Origin of the sequence: Pseudomonas sp. CK-NBRI-02, from assembly GCF_008124495.1 — a bacterium.
Lineage (GTDB): Bacteria > Pseudomonadota > Gammaproteobacteria > Pseudomonadales > Pseudomonadaceae > Aquipseudomonas > Aquipseudomonas guariconensis.
Genome location: NZ_VSJH01000028.1, coordinates 13895 through 29855 on the forward strand (window position 1 = coordinate 13895; position 15961 = coordinate 29855).

15 protein-coding genes are annotated in these 15961 nt (G+C 67.1%); 11 read left to right on the forward strand and 4 right to left on the reverse strand.

The window, feature by feature from the left end; all coding sequences use genetic code 11:
• Positions 1-56: 56 nt before the first annotated feature.
• From DQ397_RS17435 to DQ397_RS17450, 4 genes are all read right to left on the reverse strand, one after another.
• Positions 57-803 carry an SDR family NAD(P)-dependent oxidoreductase gene (locus DQ397_RS17435; RefSeq protein WP_043215143.1) on the reverse strand — a complete coding sequence of 249 codons (747 nt, stop codon included), beginning with the start codon at positions 801-803 and terminating at the stop codon, positions 57-59.
• A gap of 149 nt (positions 804-952) precedes the next feature.
• The gene (locus DQ397_RS17440; RefSeq protein WP_052352513.1) at positions 953-2044 is read right to left on the reverse strand and encodes a ferredoxin--NADP reductase; all 1092 of its coding nucleotides are present in this window, start codon (positions 2042-2044) and stop codon (positions 953-955) included.
• A 1-nt stretch (position 2045) separates the two neighbouring features.
• The gene (locus DQ397_RS17445) at positions 2046-3743 is read right to left on the reverse strand and encodes an FAD-binding protein (RefSeq protein ID WP_148921591.1); all 1698 of its coding nucleotides are present in this window, start codon (positions 3741-3743) and stop codon (positions 2046-2048) included.
• Positions 3744-3752: 9 nt separating this feature from the next.
• Positions 3753-4271: a flavin reductase family protein gene (locus DQ397_RS17450; RefSeq protein ID WP_043214641.1), complete on the reverse strand. Its 519-nt coding sequence runs from the start codon at positions 4269-4271 to the stop codon at positions 3753-3755.
• 211 nt (positions 4272-4482) lie between these two features.
• Between DQ397_RS17450 and DQ397_RS17455 the strand changes: the two genes are divergently transcribed.
• The 11 genes from DQ397_RS17455 to DQ397_RS17505 all read left to right on the forward strand — a co-directional run bounded on the left by DQ397_RS17455 (position 4483) and on the right by DQ397_RS17505 (position 15955).
• Positions 4483-5664, forward strand: a complete 1182-nt coding sequence (locus tag DQ397_RS17455; RefSeq protein ID WP_043214643.1) for an acyl-CoA dehydrogenase family protein — start codon at positions 4483-4485, stop codon at positions 5662-5664.
• Between the two features lie 123 nt (positions 5665-5787).
• Positions 5788-6912, forward strand: coding sequence for an LLM class flavin-dependent oxidoreductase (locus DQ397_RS17460; protein WP_043214646.1), 1125 nt, complete (start codon positions 5788-5790; stop codon positions 6910-6912).
• Between the two features lie 281 nt (positions 6913-7193).
• Positions 7194-8090 (forward strand): VOC family protein, encoded by an 897-nt coding sequence (locus DQ397_RS17465; RefSeq protein WP_043214648.1) that lies wholly within the window; start codon positions 7194-7196, stop codon positions 8088-8090.
• 11 nt (positions 8091-8101) lie between these two features.
• Positions 8102-8983: a CoA transferase subunit A gene (locus DQ397_RS17470; RefSeq protein ID WP_043214650.1), complete on the forward strand. Its 882-nt coding sequence runs from the start codon at positions 8102-8104 to the stop codon at positions 8981-8983.
• Between the two features lie 12 nt (positions 8984-8995).
• The gene (locus DQ397_RS17475) at positions 8996-9799 is read left to right on the forward strand and encodes a CoA-transferase subunit beta (protein WP_043214652.1); all 804 of its coding nucleotides are present in this window, start codon (positions 8996-8998) and stop codon (positions 9797-9799) included.
• Positions 9800-9837: 38 nt separating this feature from the next.
• Positions 9838-10710: an enoyl-CoA hydratase gene (locus DQ397_RS17480; RefSeq protein WP_043214653.1), complete on the forward strand. Its 873-nt coding sequence runs from the start codon at positions 9838-9840 to the stop codon at positions 10708-10710.
• 2 nt (positions 10711-10712) lie between these two features.
• Complete coding sequence (locus DQ397_RS17485; protein WP_043214655.1) at positions 10713-11780, forward strand: nitronate monooxygenase family protein; 1068 nt, start codon at positions 10713-10715, stop codon at positions 11778-11780.
• Positions 11781-11792: 12 nt separating this feature from the next.
• Complete coding sequence (locus DQ397_RS17490) at positions 11793-12548, forward strand: enoyl-CoA hydratase family protein (protein WP_043214657.1); 756 nt, start codon at positions 11793-11795, stop codon at positions 12546-12548.
• Between the two features lie 9 nt (positions 12549-12557).
• The gene (locus DQ397_RS17495) at positions 12558-13724 is read left to right on the forward strand and encodes an acyl-CoA dehydrogenase family protein (RefSeq protein ID WP_043214659.1); all 1167 of its coding nucleotides are present in this window, start codon (positions 12558-12560) and stop codon (positions 13722-13724) included.
• A 10-nt stretch (positions 13725-13734) separates the two neighbouring features.
• Positions 13735-14814, forward strand: coding sequence for an acyl-CoA dehydrogenase family protein (locus tag DQ397_RS17500; protein WP_043214662.1), 1080 nt, complete (start codon positions 13735-13737; stop codon positions 14812-14814).
• Positions 14807-15955, forward strand: coding sequence for an acetyl-CoA C-acetyltransferase (locus DQ397_RS17505; RefSeq protein WP_043214664.1), 1149 nt, complete (start codon positions 14807-14809; stop codon positions 15953-15955). The genes DQ397_RS17500 and DQ397_RS17505 overlap by 8 nt, the downstream gene beginning before the upstream one ends.
• Positions 15956-15961: the final 6 nt, after the last annotated feature.

The following is a 15961-nucleotide window of genomic DNA, read 5'->3' on the forward strand; positions in this document are numbered from 1 at the left end:
AGGCAGAGGATCGATAGACGAAGGGAAAGGCCGGGCGCCAGGCCCGGCCGGGTCGGTCAGGCGCTGGGCGGGGCGAAGCGGCGGCCGGCGGAGAAACCACCGTCCACGGCGATCATCTGCCCGCTGACGAAGGACGCCTCGTCGCTGGCCAAAAACAGCGCGACATTGGCCACTTCTTCCGGCTGCCCGGGGCGGCTGAGCATGTGCTGCGAGGCGAAGAAATCATGGAACGCCTGGTTCTCGCGGACCATGCTGGTCATCGGCGTTTCGATCAGGCCCGGACACAGGCCGTTGACGCGGATATTGGCGTAGCCATAGTCGATGGCCATGCTGCGGGTCAGCTGGTTGATGCCGCCCTTGGAGACGTTGTAGGCGACGTTGCCGTCGCAGCCCTGCAGGCCGAAGATCGAGCCGATGTTGATGATCGAGCCGCTGCGCTGGGCCTGCATCTGCCCCAGCACATGCTTGCTGGTGAGCATGCTGCCGGTCAGGTTGATGTCCAGGACCCGCTGCCAGTCGGCGGTGCTGGCGCTGGTGACGCTGCCTTGGCTGGCGACGCCGGCGGCGTTGACCAACACATCGATATGGCCGAAACGCTGGACGACCTCGGCCATCACCTGCTGCACCTGGGTTTCGTCGCGGACATCCAGGGTCATGAATAGGCCCGGGAAGTCCGCTGGCGCCTGGCCGACATCCAGCCCGACCACCTGGGCACCCTCGGCGCTGAAGCGACGCACGCAGGCCAGGCCAATGCCCGACGCGCCCCCGGTGACCACCGCGACCTTGTTTTGCAAACGAGCCATATTCGAACCTCTGTCTTTTATTGTTGTGAAGCTGCTGCTGTGGCGAGTCTACCTGTTGCGGGGGGCGGGTGGGATCGTCTGTAGAGACTAGGGGGGACTGGCTTTTTCGCGGGTAAACCCGCGAATTGGCCAGGGCGACCTCGAAAGCCTTAGGCAGGAAACTTCAATCGCACCCGCGCGCCCTGCGGATGCCCCTGGCACGCCAAGGTCCACCCGGCCGCAAGCTCCGCCTGGCTGAGCACATCGTTGCGGGTCAGCTGCGACTGGCCTTCCTCGACGGTGCACATGCAGGCCCCGCAGAACCCTTCCTCGCACGAGTACGGCACATCCAGCCCCGCCGAACGACAGCTCTGCAGCAGGGTTTCGCCCGGGCGCGGCACGATCTGGTGGGTCACACCGTCCAGCTCCACCAGCAGCAGCTCGCAGCCGGTGCCGTCAAGTGGCACCGGGGCCTGTGCGGCGCCTTGGCTGTCCGGGTCGGGCGGCGAGACGAAACGCTCCACATGGATGCTGTCGCGTGCTTCGCCCAAGGCCAGCAGGGTGGTTTCCACGGTGTCCATGAACGGCCCTGGCCCGCAGATGAAGTAGTCCGCGCCACGCCAATGGCGCACCAGCTGGCGTACCTGGGCGGCATCGAGAAAGCCTTGCACCGAGTCCAGCACGTGCACCACCTGCAATTGCTCCGGGTGGGCCCGGGTGAGCAGGCGCAATTGATCGCGGAAGATCACCGACGCCTCGTCACGGTTGGCATACACCAGCAGCACCGGGCGCTGGCCGCTGTGCAGCACCGCCTTGAGCAAGGAGAACACCGGGGTGATGCCGGAGCCGCCGCCAAACAGCACCAAAGGCCGGCTGGCGTCGGCCGCCTGGCGCTGGTCGAGACAGAAGTGCCCGGCTGGCGGCAGCACGTCGAGCCAGTCGCCGGCCTGCACGTGCTGGTTCATCCAGTTCGACACTCGCCCGCCTTCGACGCGCTTGATGGTCACCTGGGGCTGTGCATCGGTCCACGGCGAGCTGGACATCGAGTAGCAACGGGTCAGGCGCTTGCCGTCCACGGTCACCCGAAAGCTCAGGAACTGCCCGGGTTTGTAGGCAAAGCGTTCGCGCAGTGCCTGCGGGACGTCGAACACCAGCGAGCGGGCGTCGGCGGTCTCGTCGATCACCGCGCTCACCTGCAGGCGCAGCGTGCTGGCAGGCGCCGGGCTGGCCTGGGTCTGGTCTGGGGTGGCCTGGATGTTCATGTCAGCGGCCACGGGTCAGTTGCGCGTTGCATGGGTGTTCTCCTTCAGAGGCACGTTGGCTTGCGGCAAGCTCGGCCACATGGGCCGCGGCGCGCCGGCCAGAAAAGACACAATCGGCCAGGGACAGGCCCGAGACATACAGGTTCGACGCAACGCCCACGGCGCAGCGGCCGGCGCCGTACAGCCCGGCGATGGGGGCGCCTTGCTGGTCGAGCACCCGGCCGCTTTGCTCGCACACCCGCAGTCCGCCCAAGGTCAGGGTCGGGCAGGGGTAAAGGCGGCTGTCGTAGGACAGATCCAGGCAATACCAGGGGCCCTGGCCCAAGTCATGCAGCATCGAGGCGGACTTGCCCAGCGGGTCGGTGGTCTCGCCACGGGCCGCCAGGTTGTAAGTCTCCACGCTGCGGCGCAGGATGTCGGCGGGCAACCGGCAGCGGTCGGCCAACTGCTCCAGCGTGTTGCCTCGGCGGCAGTTGAACAGCAGGTTGAGCAGCACCGGCAAACGCTGGAACGACCACACCTTGCCTGGCCCGACCTGCGCCAGGGCCTGGTTGCGCAAGGTGCGGTCGAGGATCAAAAGTGCACGGCCGTCGTGTTCCTCGACCATGGCATGGCCCAGGGTGGCGCCGTAGAGTTCTTCGTTGCAGTAGCGCTCGCCCCGGGCGTTGACGATCAATCCGCGCGCCCAAGCCAGCGGTGGATTGATGAAGCGCCAGGCGCTGACTTTGTTCATGCGCCCAAGGCTGGCGCCCACGCTACGCCCCAGGTCGATGCCGCTGCCGTCACAGCCGCTGCTGCCCAGGGGCAGGCCATCGAGGTAGCGCGGCGCATACTCGCCCAGCAGCTGGCGGTTGAACACGAAACCGCCGCTGGCCAGCACTACACCATGATCGGCGCGGACCCGCACCGGCCGGGCATGGCGTTGCTCGAGGCGCTGCATGCGCGCCCGCAGCCTGGCGGACAACGCCGGCACGTACATGTGCACGGCGGCGGCCCAGCGCGCCAGGCGCGCATGGCTGCGTGCCGCGCGGCTGCCGGCGGGCAATTGCCAGGCTTCAACGCCGATCACCTGGTTGTCACGGTCGATCACCAAACGCCGCACCTGGCACTGGGTGCGCACCTGCACGCCACGGCGCCGGGCGCTGTCGGCCAGGGCACGGAACAGCGCCGAACCGGACATGCCTGTGCCTTTGGTGCGGTGCCCGCGGGGCGCGGCGGCGGCATCAACGGCATAGGCTGGCACCGCCTCGTTGCCCGAGTAATAGAGGTAGTAGCGGTCGCTGGGATAGGAAGTCTTGTGTGGGGCCATGCTGCCCTCGAACACCGCGCCCTGGCGCTCCAGCCAGGCCAGTTGCTCCCGGCTGCCTTCGCAAAAAGTGCGCAGGGTCTGTTCGCTGACCGCATCGCCTACCTCCTTGCGTAAGTAGTTGAACATCGCCTCGCTGCTGTCCGGGTAGCCCGCTTGCAATTGCTGGGGCGTACCGCCGCCGGCATAGACCACGCCACCGCTCAGGGCCGTGGCGCCGCCGCCGGCGAAGCGCTCCAGTACCAACACCGAAAGGCCGCGACTGGCGGCCTCGATGGCGGCACTGGCACCGGCGCCGCCGAAGCCGACCACCACCAGGTCGGCGCGCTGCTGCCAGTGCAGTTGCTCGGCGTTGTCGACGCGCAGCGGTGCTGTCACCGCGTGCTTCGCCATGGCCGCGCCTCAGCCGACACTGGCCGCGAGGGGCGCAGGCTTGGCAGTGGTGGTGTAGTGGCCGTCCAGGTACACCAGCGGGGTGATGGTCGGGGTGGTGTGGATGCGCAGGATGCGACCGATGAAGACCGTGTGGGTGCCGTAGGCGAACTGGCCATCCTGGCGGCAGAGGATCGATGACTGGGCGTCGGCCAGGTAGGGGATGCCTTCGTCGCTGGTCAGCCACTCACCTTGGCCGAAGCGCGCCTCGCCCTTGATGCTGCCGCTGCACAGGTGTGCCAGGTGCTGCTGCTCCAGGCCCAGGATGTTCACGCAGAAGCTGGCACCGGCGGCCAGCGCGGCGTGAGGTGAGGCGCTCTGGTTGACGCAGATCAGCAGCGATGGCGGCTCGGTGCTCAGCGAATCCACCGCAGTGGCGGCCATGGCGAAGCGCTGGCTGCCGTCGCTGGTGCTGATGATGGTCACGGACTTGGCCAGGCGGCGCATGGCCTGGAGCATGTCGGCTTTCAAATTGTTGTTGTCGTTCATCGCACGCCCTCGGGTTGGCTGTCTCAGTGGGATGAATTCTTCCAACGACTGCAAGGGGCAACATCGTCCGAGGGGACTAGTCAATGCGCACCCCACATGGTCCGTTTGAGGGATGTCGCGCGCGATTGACCTTGTTGCAATGGCCACGGTGGAGGCCCAACGCCTCTCTCGCACGCTCCGGGGATCGGGGCGATCAGAGGAGAACAACAAGATGAATCAAGACCTCGTACGCCAACAGTTGCGCCAGCGCGCCCGTGAACTGGTGCCGGTGCTGCGTGAACGTGCCGAGCAGGCCGCGCAGATGGGCCGCCTGCCGGAACAGACCCTCGCTGACTTCCACGAGGCAGGCTTTTTCCGCATTCTCCAACCGGCCCGCTGGCAGGGCCTGGAGCTCGAACCCAAGGACTTCTTCGAGGTGCAGATGACCCTGGCCGAGGGGTGCATGTCGTCAGCCTGGGTGCTGGGCGTGGTGGCCATCCACAACTGGCAGCTGGCGCTGTTCGATGACCGCGCCGCGCAGGATGTCTGGGGGCAGGACACCTCTGTGTTGATCTCCTCGTCCTACATGCCGGTGGGCAAGGTCCAGCGGGTCGAAGGGGGCTTCCGTCTGAGTGGGCGTTGGGGGTTCTCTTCCGGCAGCAAGCATTGTCAGTGGGCGTTCCTTGGGGCCATGGTGCCGCCGGCTGAGCCGGGCGGCGCGCCGGACTACCGCACCTTCCTGGTGCCGCGCAGCGATTACCAGATCCTCGACAACTGGAACGTGATGGGCCTGGAGGCCACCGGCTCCCATGACGTGCTGGTCGAGGACGCCTTCGTGCCCGAGTACCGCACCCACCGCGCCGTCGATGGCTTCATGCAAGACAGCCCGGGCAATGCGGTCAACACCTCGCCGCTGTACCGCCTGCCGTTCGGGCAGATCTTCGTGCGCGCGGTGTCGTCCTCGGCGATCGGTGCGTTGCAGGGCGCGGTCGATCACTTCATCGCCCACAACAAGGCGCGGGTGGCGGTCAACGATGGCCGCAAGATGCTCCAGGACCCGGCCGCCCAGAGCGCCCTGGCCGATGCCATGGTCTGCGTCGATGAGTGCCGCACCGTGCTGCTGCGCAACTTCGAGGTGATGCTCGACCATGCCCGCGCCGGCACCGCGCTTGGGATGCAGGCGCGGGTGAAGATGCGCTACGACTCGGCCCTGGTGGCCGACCGCTGCGCCAAGGCGGCGGCACAGCTGATGTTCAACAGCGGTGCATCGACCATTTTCCGTGGCCACCCGATCAACCGTGCGTTCCGCGACATCCACACAGGTCGCGCCCACGTCGCCAACAGCCCGGCCAAGTACGCCTGGAACCTCGGCGGCGTGAGCATGGGCCAGGACACTACCGACTTCTTCCTCTGAACCGCCGGGCGCTCACCGAAACCGGCTAGTCCGTTTTAGGGATTCGAGCTCACCCGCGATGCCAGAGGATGTGACCAAGGCCGGCGCTGCCGGCCAACGTCAACAGAACAACAAGGAACGCACATGAAATTCTCGCTGATATACGAAGCCCAGACGATCGATGCCAGCCGCGAGGGTGACCGCAAGATCTTCGATGACACCGTCGAGCAGGCGGTGCTGGCCGACAAGCTGGGCTTCGACACCTTCTGGTGCGTGGAGCACACCGCGCTGACCAACTACTCGCACATGTCCGCGCCGGAAACCATGCTCGCCTTCGTGGCCGGCAAGACCGAGCGCATCGGCATCGGCCACGGCGTGGTGTGCCTGCCGCCGGCGATGAACCACCCGGTCAAGGTGGCCGAGCGCATCGCCACCCTGGACCTGCTGTCCAAAGGCCGTGTGCATTTTGGCGTGGGCAAGGGCGGCACCCAGCAGGAGGCCGGCACCTTCGGCTATGACCTGGCGACCCTGCAGCCGCAGATCGACGAGGCCATGTACCTGATCCCGAAAATGTTCGTGCAGGATGAGATCGAGCACCACGGCGACTTCGTCAAGATCCCCAAGCGCCCGATCCACCCCAAGCCTTACCAGGATCCGCACCCGCCGATGTACCTGGCCTGCACCAACACCGACTCGCTGAAAAACGCCGGCGGCCGTGGCATGGGCGCGCTGGTGCTGGGTTTCGGTGGGCCCGAGGAAATCGCCAAGAAGGTCGAGGTCTACCACCAGGCCTTCGACAACCGTGAGGCGCGCAATCAGGTGGGCTTCCGCCCGAACCGCCACATCGCTGCACTGTGCCCGGCCATCGTGCTGGATGACAACGAAACCGCGCGCCGCATCGGTATTCGCGGCCAGCGTTACTTCATGGAGTCGCTGGGCTACTGGTACGGCGGCGGCGAGCGTCCGGATCCGCAGAAGTGGAAAGACGACACCTACGTCGATGGCAATGGCCAGGCGGTGATCAAGTCGCGCTTTGCCTCCGAGGAAGTGAGCGTGGACTTCTCCGACCCGACCATGGCGATGATGAACCCCAACCATGCCTACGGCACCGTCGAGGACTGCATTGGCTATGTGCAGCGCCTGATCGATGCCGGCGCCGACGAGATCCTGTTCATCTGCCAGATGGGCACCGTGCCGCAGTGGGCTCAGCTGGAGACCTTGCGCAACATCGGCGAGAAGGTCATCCCGCATTTTCGCAACAAGCAGTAAGCCCATCGGGGGGCTGCAACGCAGCCCCATTTGCGCAAGCGCGGGGTATGGCACCGGCCTTGCCGGTGTTCTCGGGTGAACTCGCTCTCTCAGGTTCTGTGCTGTTGGTGAACACGGCGCCGAACCTGTGGGAGCGGGCTTGCCCGCGAAGCATTCGCCGCCGAGCAAGGCCGTTGCTCGGCCGGTATCACGCGGCCTGCGGGCCGGTAGTCCTATTGGACGATGCCGCCAACCCCCTGACTGGCTTGAATACGCCAAGTACAAAAACGAGGAGATCGTGCATGGATATCCGTGGCCTGGGTTACGTCACCGTACGTTCCAGCGACCTGGCGCAGTGGCGTCACTACGCATCCCAAGTGCTGGGCATGATGGTGGTCGAGGACGAGCGCGGCGAGCGTCTGTTCCTGAAGATGGACGAGCGCCCGTACCGCATCCTGGTGCAGCACAGCGCCCAGGATGGTTTCGGCGCCTGTGGCTGGGAAGTAGCCGGCCAGGCCGCCTTCGACCAGGCCGTGGCCGAGCTGCACGCTGCCGGCGTGGCGGTGGAGCAGGGCAGCGCTGAGCAAGCTGCGCTGCGCCAGGTCCAGGCGCTGGCACTGTTCGCCGACCCTGATGGCAACCGCCACGAGCTGTACTGGGGCCCGCGCCAGGATTTCGCCCGCTTCGTCTCCCCGGTGGGCGTGCGCGGTTTCGTCAGCGACGGGCTGGGCATGGGCCATGTGGTCCTGCCGGCACCGACCTTCGACCGCTGCCGCGATTTCTACGAGCAGGTAATGGGCTTTGGCCTGTCGGACCTGATGAAAGTGCGCTTCACCCCGGACCCTGCCGAGCCGGAAAAACGCATTCACTTCATGCACTGCAACAACGGCCGTCACCACTCGCTGGCGATCTTCGAATGCCCGGTGCCTAGCGGTTGCGTGCACATGATGGTCGAGGTCGCGGGCCTGGAAGACGTGGGCCGCGCCCTGGACCGCATGCACGCCAACGGTGTGAAGCTCTCCGCGACCCTGGGCCAGCACACCAACGACCAGATGATCTCCTTCTACATGAAGACCCCGTCCGGTTTCGACCTGGAGTACGGCTGCGACGGCCTGGTGGTCGACTGGAGCCGGCACACCCCGTTCGAAAGCACGGTGGTCAGCCAGTGGGGCCACGACTTCAGCGTCGGCCGCCAATGAGGACAACACCCATGGATAAACAGATGACCACGGCCGAAATGGTCGCCCAGTTGCGCGACGGCATGACCCTCGGCATCGGCGGCTGGGGCCCGCGCCGCAAGCCCATGGCGTTGGTGCGCGAGATCCTGCGCTCGGACCTCAAGGACCTGACCATCGTCGCCTACGGCGGTGCTGACGTCGGCCTGCTGTGCGCTGCCGGCAAGGTGAAGAAACTGGTGTTCGCCTTTGTGTCCCTCGACTTCATCCCACTCGAGCCGTACTTTCGCAAGGCGCGCCAGGAAGGCGCCCTGGAAGTGATGGAGATCGACGAAGGCATGCTGCTGCTGGGCCTGCGTGCCGCCGCCATGAACGTGCCGTTCATCCCCACCGCGGTGGGCCTGGGCACCGACGTGTTGCGCCACAACCCCGAGATCAAGCTGATCGCCTCGCCCTACGCCGATGGCCGTGACTGGGTCGCGATGCCAGCGCTCAAGCTCGACGCCGCCCTGGTGCACGTGGACCGCGCCGATGCGCGCGGCGTGTGCCAGATCGCCGGCCCCGACCACTACATGGACGATCTGTTCGTGCGGGCTGCGGCGCGCACCTATGTCACTTGCGACGAGTGGGTCGACAGCGCGTGGTTCCACGCGGAGCCTGCGCGTGCGCACCAGGTGTTCTGGGAGCGCAACCTGACCACCGCCGTGGCCCACGTGCCCGGTGGCGCGCACCCCTCGTCCTGCGCGCCGCTGTATGGCTTCGACGTGCCGCACTTCAAGGCCTACGCCGCCTCGGCGCAGAGCGAAGAGGGCTGGCAGGCCTATGTCGATCAGTACGTGGCCTGTTCCCACTCCCAGTACCTGGAGCGTTGCGGGGGCCTTGAGGCCATCCGTCGACTGCCCCTGCCGGTTTTCTAAGCGAGGAACGTCATGACCACCGCAAGCACCTACAGCCTCGCCGAACTGATGATCTGCGCCGCCGCCCAAGCCTGGCGCGACGACGGCGAAGTCCTGGCCACCGGCATCGGCGTGATCCCACGCCTGGCGGCGTCCCTGAGCATGCTCGACAACAATCCACGACTGATGATGACCGACTCGGAGGCCTATATGGTCGCCGAGCCCGTGCCGGTCGGTGCGCGCAATGGCTACGTGCCCAAACGCGACAGCTGGATGGGCTTCTCGCGCATCTTCGACAACGTCTGGAGTGGCAAGCGCCACGCCATGATCGGCCCGATCCAGGTCGACCGCTTCGGCCAGGCCAACATCTCCTGCATCGGCGGCGACTACCACAAGCCCAAGGCGCAGATGCTGGGCGTGCGGGGCCTGCCGGGCAACTCCATCAGCCATGCCAACTCGTTCTATGTGCCCAGCCACAACCGCCGGGTGTTCGTCGAAGGCGAGTGCGACGTGGTCGCCTCGGTGGGCTACAACCCCGCGCGCCTGGCCCGTGGCTGGTCGCTGGAAGACATCGACATCCGCCTGATCGTCACCGACCTGTGCGTGCTCGACTTCCTCGGGCCTGAGCACCAGGTGCGCGTGCGCTCTCTGCATCCTGGCGTGAGCCTGGACGAGGTGCGTGACAACACAGGCTTTGCCCTGCATGTGCCTGAGCAATGCCCGGTGACCACCGCGCCCACCGAGGCGCAGTTGCAGCTGATCCAGCGACTGGACCCGCATAACCTGCGCGCCAGCCAGCTCAAGGACAACCCACCGGGCCAGCGCTCCGCGCGCTGACAGCCCGTTCCAGCCAACCGCCTTGCCGGAGTGCAGTAATGAGCGAGCAAAACAATAAAGAGGCCGATGAGGTGGTGCTGTACGAAGTGCGGGGCGCGGTAGCCCTGGTCACCATGAACCGCCCCGAGTACCACAACGCCCAGAACTCGCGGATGACCTATGCCCTGGATGCGGCCTTCGCCCGCGCGTGCGCCGATGACCAGGTCAAGGTCATCGTCCTGCGCGGGGCCGGCAAGCACTTCTCCGCCGGGCACGACATCGGCACCCCAGGGCGTGACGTCAACCAGAGCTTCGAGCGCGTGAGCCTGTGGTACGACCATGTCGACAAGCCAGGCGGCGAGTTCCTCTACGCCCGTGAGCAGGAGGTGTACCTGGGCATGTGCCGGCGCTGGCGCGAGATGCCCAAGCCGACCATCGCCATGGTCCAGGGCGCCTGCATCGCCGGCGGCCTGATGCTGGCCTGGGTGTGCGATTTGATCGTGGCCAGTGACGATGCGTACTTCCGCGATCCGGTGGTGCGCATGGGGATTCCGGGGGTGGAGTACTTCGCCCACGTGCATGAGCTCAATCCGCGTATCGCCAAGGAGTTTCTCTTCCTCGGCGCGCCGATGCCGGCGGCGCGTGCCTACCAGATGGGCATGCTCAACCGCGTGGTGCCCCGCGAGCAGCTGGAGCAGGAGACCTTGGTCATGGCCGGGCAGATCGCCCAGATGCCGCGCCTGGGCCTGCAACTGAGCAAACAGGCGGTGAACAACGCCGAAGACCTGATGGGCAAGCGCTCGACCATGGACATGGTGTTCGGCCTGCACCACTTCGCCCATGCTCACAACGAGTTGGTGTCCGGCGATCGCCTGGGTGGCTACGACGCCAAGGCCATGGCCAGCTCCCAGCGCGAACCGGGGAGGGCGTGAGCATGGCCGTGTCGCTCGATACCCGCCTGACCGCCTTGCTCGGCTGCCGCTACCCGATCATCCAGACCGCCATGGGCTGGGTCGCCGACCCGCGCCTGGTGGCCGCCACCTGCAACGCCGGGGGCTTTGGCTTTCTGGCCGGGGCGACCATCGAACCCCGGCAGATGGAGGCAGCGATCCTCGAGACCAAACGCCTGACCGACCGTCCGTTCGGGGTCAACTTCCACATGTACCAGGCCAACGCCGAAGAGATCGTCGAGCTGGTGGTGCGCCACCAGGTGCGCGCGGTCAGCTACAGCCGCTCGCCAGGCAAGCAGATGATCGCCCGGCTCAAGGACGCCGGGGTGGTCTGCATGCCCACGGTGGGCGCGCTGAAGCACGCGCAGAAGGCCGTGGAGATGGGCGCCGACGTGGTGACCGTGCAGGGCGGCGAGGGCGGTGGCCACACCGGTGCGGTGCCCACGGCCATGCTGCTGGGCCAGGTGCTCGACGCGGTGCAGGTGCCGGTGGTGGCCGCAGGTGGCTTCAAGGATGGCCGCGGGTTGGTGTCTGCCCTGGCCCAGGGCGCCGATGGTATTGCCATGGGCACGCGTTTTCTGATGACCGCCGACAGCCCGGTGCCCCAGGCCACCCTGGCGCGCTACCTGGCGGTCAAGGACCCGGCGGCGGTGATCGTCAGCCGGGCCATCGATGGCTTGCCGCAACGCATGATCCGCAACGAGCTGCTCGATGAGCTGGAAACCAGCAGCGGCCTGCGTCGCTGGCTGCTGGCCGTGCGCAGTGGCCTGGCCTACCGCCGTCACACGGGCCTGGGCCTGGGGCAGTTGCTGGGCAGCGCCCTGAAGATGCGCCGCGACGGCGGCCTGAGCGCCGCCCAGAGCCTGATGGCGGCCAACGCGCCGATGGTCATCCAGAAAGCCATGGTCGAAGGTCTGCCCGCCGAAGGCGTGTTGCCGGCCGGGCAGGTGGCCGCAGGCATCGACAGCCTGCCGGGCTGCGCCGAATTGATAGAGCAGATCGTCCGGGACGCCGAGCAGCGCCTGGGCGCGCTGTGTCGCCGAATTTCGTGAGGGGGACTCCCAGTGCAACCATTCAACGTGAGCATCGATAACGGCGTTGCCGAGATGGTCTTCAACCATCCCCCGGTCAATGCCTTCAACAGCCAGGGCTGGGCCGACATCGCCAGCACCCTGCAGGCGCTGGGCGAGGACGCGCAGGTCAGGGCCATCGTCATCCGCGCCGAAGGCCGTGGCTTCTGCGCCGGGGTCGATATCAAGGAGCTGGCTGCTGACGGCAACCTGATCGTCGCGGTCAACAAGGGCAACTACGACACCTTCAAGGCCGTGCACCGCAACAAGGTGCCGGTGATCGTCGCCGTGCACGGCTTCGTCCTGGGCGGTGGCATCGGCATCTGCGGCGCCGCTGACATCGTCGTCGCGTCCGACTGCGCGCGCTTTGGCGTGCCCGAGGTGGACCGTGGCGCCATGGGCGGCGGTGCCCACCTGCAGCGGCTGTTCCCAGTGCAGAAGGTGCGCCACATGTATTTCACCGGCGAGATGATCGACGCCGCCGAGGCCTACCGCCTGGGCGCGCTGGAGCGGGTGGTGCCGCGCGAGCAGTTGCGCGAGACCGCGTTGGGCATCGCCGCATCCATCGCCGCCAAGAGCCCGGCGATGATCCGCCTGGCCAAGGAAGCGCTCACCGGCATCGAGGACGGCAACCTGGAAGACAAGTACCGCTGGGAGCAGGGCTTCACCCTCGAGGCCTACCGCACCCAGGACTCCCAGGAAGCCCGCGACTCGTTCGTCGAGAAGCGCCACGCGAACTTCAACGGCTGAGGGCAGACCATGGACCTTACCTACACCCCTGCCCAGCAGGCCTTTCGCGCCGAAGTGCGGGCCTGGCTCCAGGCCAATGTGCCGAGCCAACCGCTGCCTTCGTTCGACACCGAGGAAGGCTTTGCCGCCCACCGCGCCTGGGAGGCGCGCCTGAACGAAGGCCGCTGGGGCATGGTCACCTGGCCCACGCGCCTGGGCGGGCGCGGCTGCGACCTGATCGAATGGCTGATCTTCGAAGAAGAGTACTACCGGGCCGGTGCACCGGCGCGGGTCAACCAGAACGGCATCTTCCTGCTCGGCCCGACCCTGATGGAGTACGGCACCGAGGCGCAGAAGGCGCGCTTCCTGCCACGCATGGCCACCGGCCAGGACATCTGGGCCCAGGGTTGGTCGGAGCCGGGCGCAGGCTCGGACATGGCAGCGATCCGCTCGCGCGCCGAGCGTGACGGCGACCACTATGTGATCAATGGCCAGAAGACCTGGTCGACTCGGGCGGTATGGGCCGATTGGGTGTTCGGCATCTTCCGCACCGACCCGGGTTCCCAGCGTCACCACGGCCTGACGTTCATTCTGGTGCCGCTCAACAGCCCCGGCATCACCGTGCGGCCGATTGCGCAGCTCAACGGCTTGCCAGGCTTTGCCGAGATCTTCTTCGACGATGTGCGCGTGCCGGTGGAGAACGTACTCGGCGGGGAGGGCATGGGCTGGCACGTGGCGATGTCCACGGCGGGCTTCGAGCGTGGCTTGATGCTGCGCTCGCCGGCGCGCTTCCAGGAAACCGCCCGGCGCTTGGTGCAGCTGTACCAGGCCAACCGCGAACGCGCCGACCGGGACCCGGCCATCGGCGAGGCGGTGATGCGCGCCTGGCTGGATGCCGAGGCCTACACCCAGTCCACCTACATGACCGCCTCGCAGCTGGTCAAAGGCGGGCGCATCGGGCCGGAGTCCTCGACCAACAAGATCTTCTGGTCCGAGCTTGACCTGCGCATGCACGAAACGGCCATGAGCATCCTGGGCCTGCGCGGCGAGCTGCTGCCCGAGGCGCCGGCTGCTGGGGACGTCGGTCAGTGGCTGGACGGCTTCCTGTTCGCCCAGGCCGGGCCCATCTACGCCGGCACCAACGAGATCCAGCGCAACATCATTGCCGAACGCATGCTCGGCATGCCGCGTGCCTGAGGAGCAGACCATGGACTTTAGTTTCAACAGCGACCAGTTGCTCTTCCAGGACAACGTACGCAGTTTCTTTATCAACGAAGTGACGCCCGAGCGCATCCGCGAGCTGTGGCAGAGCGACAGCGGCCGTTGCGACCGGCTCTGGGGGCAACTGGTGGAGCTGGGCCTGACTGCCTTGACCGTGCCGGAGCAGTACGGCGGCATGGGCCTGGGCGCCCTGGACTTCGTCTTGCTGGCCCAGGAATGCGGCTATGCGGGCCTGCCGGAGCCGCTGGTGGAGACCATGCTGGTGGCGGTGCCGCTGCTGGCCGAACTGGGCGCGGCGCACGAGGGCCTGAAGGCGGACTGGCTGGGGCGCGTGGCCGAGGGCCAGGCGCGCCTGGCGGTGAGCGAGCCGGGCAATCCGCTGGTCAGCGACGCCCACGTGGCCGACCTGCTGCTGCTCAGCCACGCCGATGAGCTGCACGCCGTGCCGCGCGAAGATGTCGAGCTGGTGCGCAACCTGTCTGTGGACCCGAGCCGCCAACTGTACCAGGTGCTGTGGACCCCCGGCGCGGCCACCTGCGTAGCCCGTGGCGGGGAGGCTGCGCGGTTGCTGGCGCGCGCCTTCGAGCGCGGCGCGCTGGGCTGCGCGGCGCAATTGCTGGGCCTGGCCAAGCGCATGGTGGACCTGGCCGTGGACTACAGCTTCGAGCGTAAGCAGTTCGGCAAGCCGATCGGCTCGTTCCAGGCGGTCAAGCACTTGATGGCCAATGTTGCGGTGCGCATCGAGTTCGCCAAAGGCCCGCTGTACCGCGCCGCCCACGCGGTGGCCCACGGTGAGGCCGGGCAGGCGCTGGCGGTGTCCCACGCGCGCCTGGCGGCCTCGGAGGCGGCGCTGTTGGCCGCCCGCAACGCCATCCAGACCCATGGCGCCATGGGGTACACCTGGGAGGTCGACCTGCAGCTGTTCATGAAGCGCGCCTGGGCTCTGGACAAGGCGTGGGGCGACCATGCCCTGCACAAGGCGCGGATCCGCCAGGCGCTGTTCGACTCACGCCGGGCCATAGGGGCCGGCACCACGTTCATGTCGGCAGAGGTAGAAGATGCCTGAAGCTTATATCGTCGATGCCCTGCGCACGCCCACCGGGCGACGCAAAGGTGGCTTGGCCCATATCCACGCGGCCGATCTGGGCGGCCACGTGCTGCGCGCCCTGGTCGAGCGCAATTCGATCCCCGATGAAGACTATGACGACGTGATCTTCGGCTGCGTCGACACCATCGGCCCGTTGGCCGGCGATATTGCCCGCACCGCGTGGCTGGCGGCCGGCCTCAGCGACGTGGTGCCCGGCACCACCGTCGACCGCCAGTGCGGCTCTTCGCAGCAGGCGCTGCACTTCGCCGCCCAGGCGGTGATGAGCGGCACCCAGGACGTGGTGGTCGCAGGCGGCGTGCAGACCATGACGCAGATCCCGATTTCCTCGGCCATGACCGCCGCCGAGCCGTTGGGCTTCACCAACCCGTTCACCGGTTCCGAAGGCTGGGTGCGCCGCTACGGCTCGACCCCGCCGACCCAGTTCCGCTCCGCGCAGATGATCGCCGAGCACTGGCAGCTCAGCCGTCAGGCGCTGGAGGCCTATTCGCTGGAGTCCCATCGCCGTGCGCTGCGGGCCATCGAGCAGGGCTATTTCACCCGTGAGATCGTGCCCTTGGCCGGGGTCGAGCATGACGAAACCCCACGTCACACCAGCCTGGACAAGATGGCCGAGCTCGACATCCTGTTTGGCTGCGACCGCGTCACCGCGGGCGTCTCCAGCCAGACCTGCGACGCGGCCAGCGCGCTGCTGGTGGTTTCGGAGGCGGCGCTCAAGCGCTACAACCTCACACCCCGGGCGCGCATCCATCACATGAGCGTGCGTGCCGCCGACCCGGTGTGGATGCTCACCGCGCCCATCCCGGCCACCGCCTATGCGCTCAAGCGCGCCGGCATGCGCCTGGAGCAGATCGACCGGGTGGAGATCAACGAAGCCTTCGCCGCGGTGGCCATGGCCTGGATCAACGAGACCGGCTACCCCCACGCCCAGACCAACGTCAACGGCGGCGCCATCGCGCTGGGCCATCCACTGGGCGCCACCGGCACCCGGATGATGTGCAGCCTGCTCCACGAGCTTGAGCGCAGCGGCGGGCGTTATGGCCTGCAGACCATGTGCGAAGGCGGCGGCCAGGCCAACGTCACCATCATCGAGCGCCTGTAAGCGCAG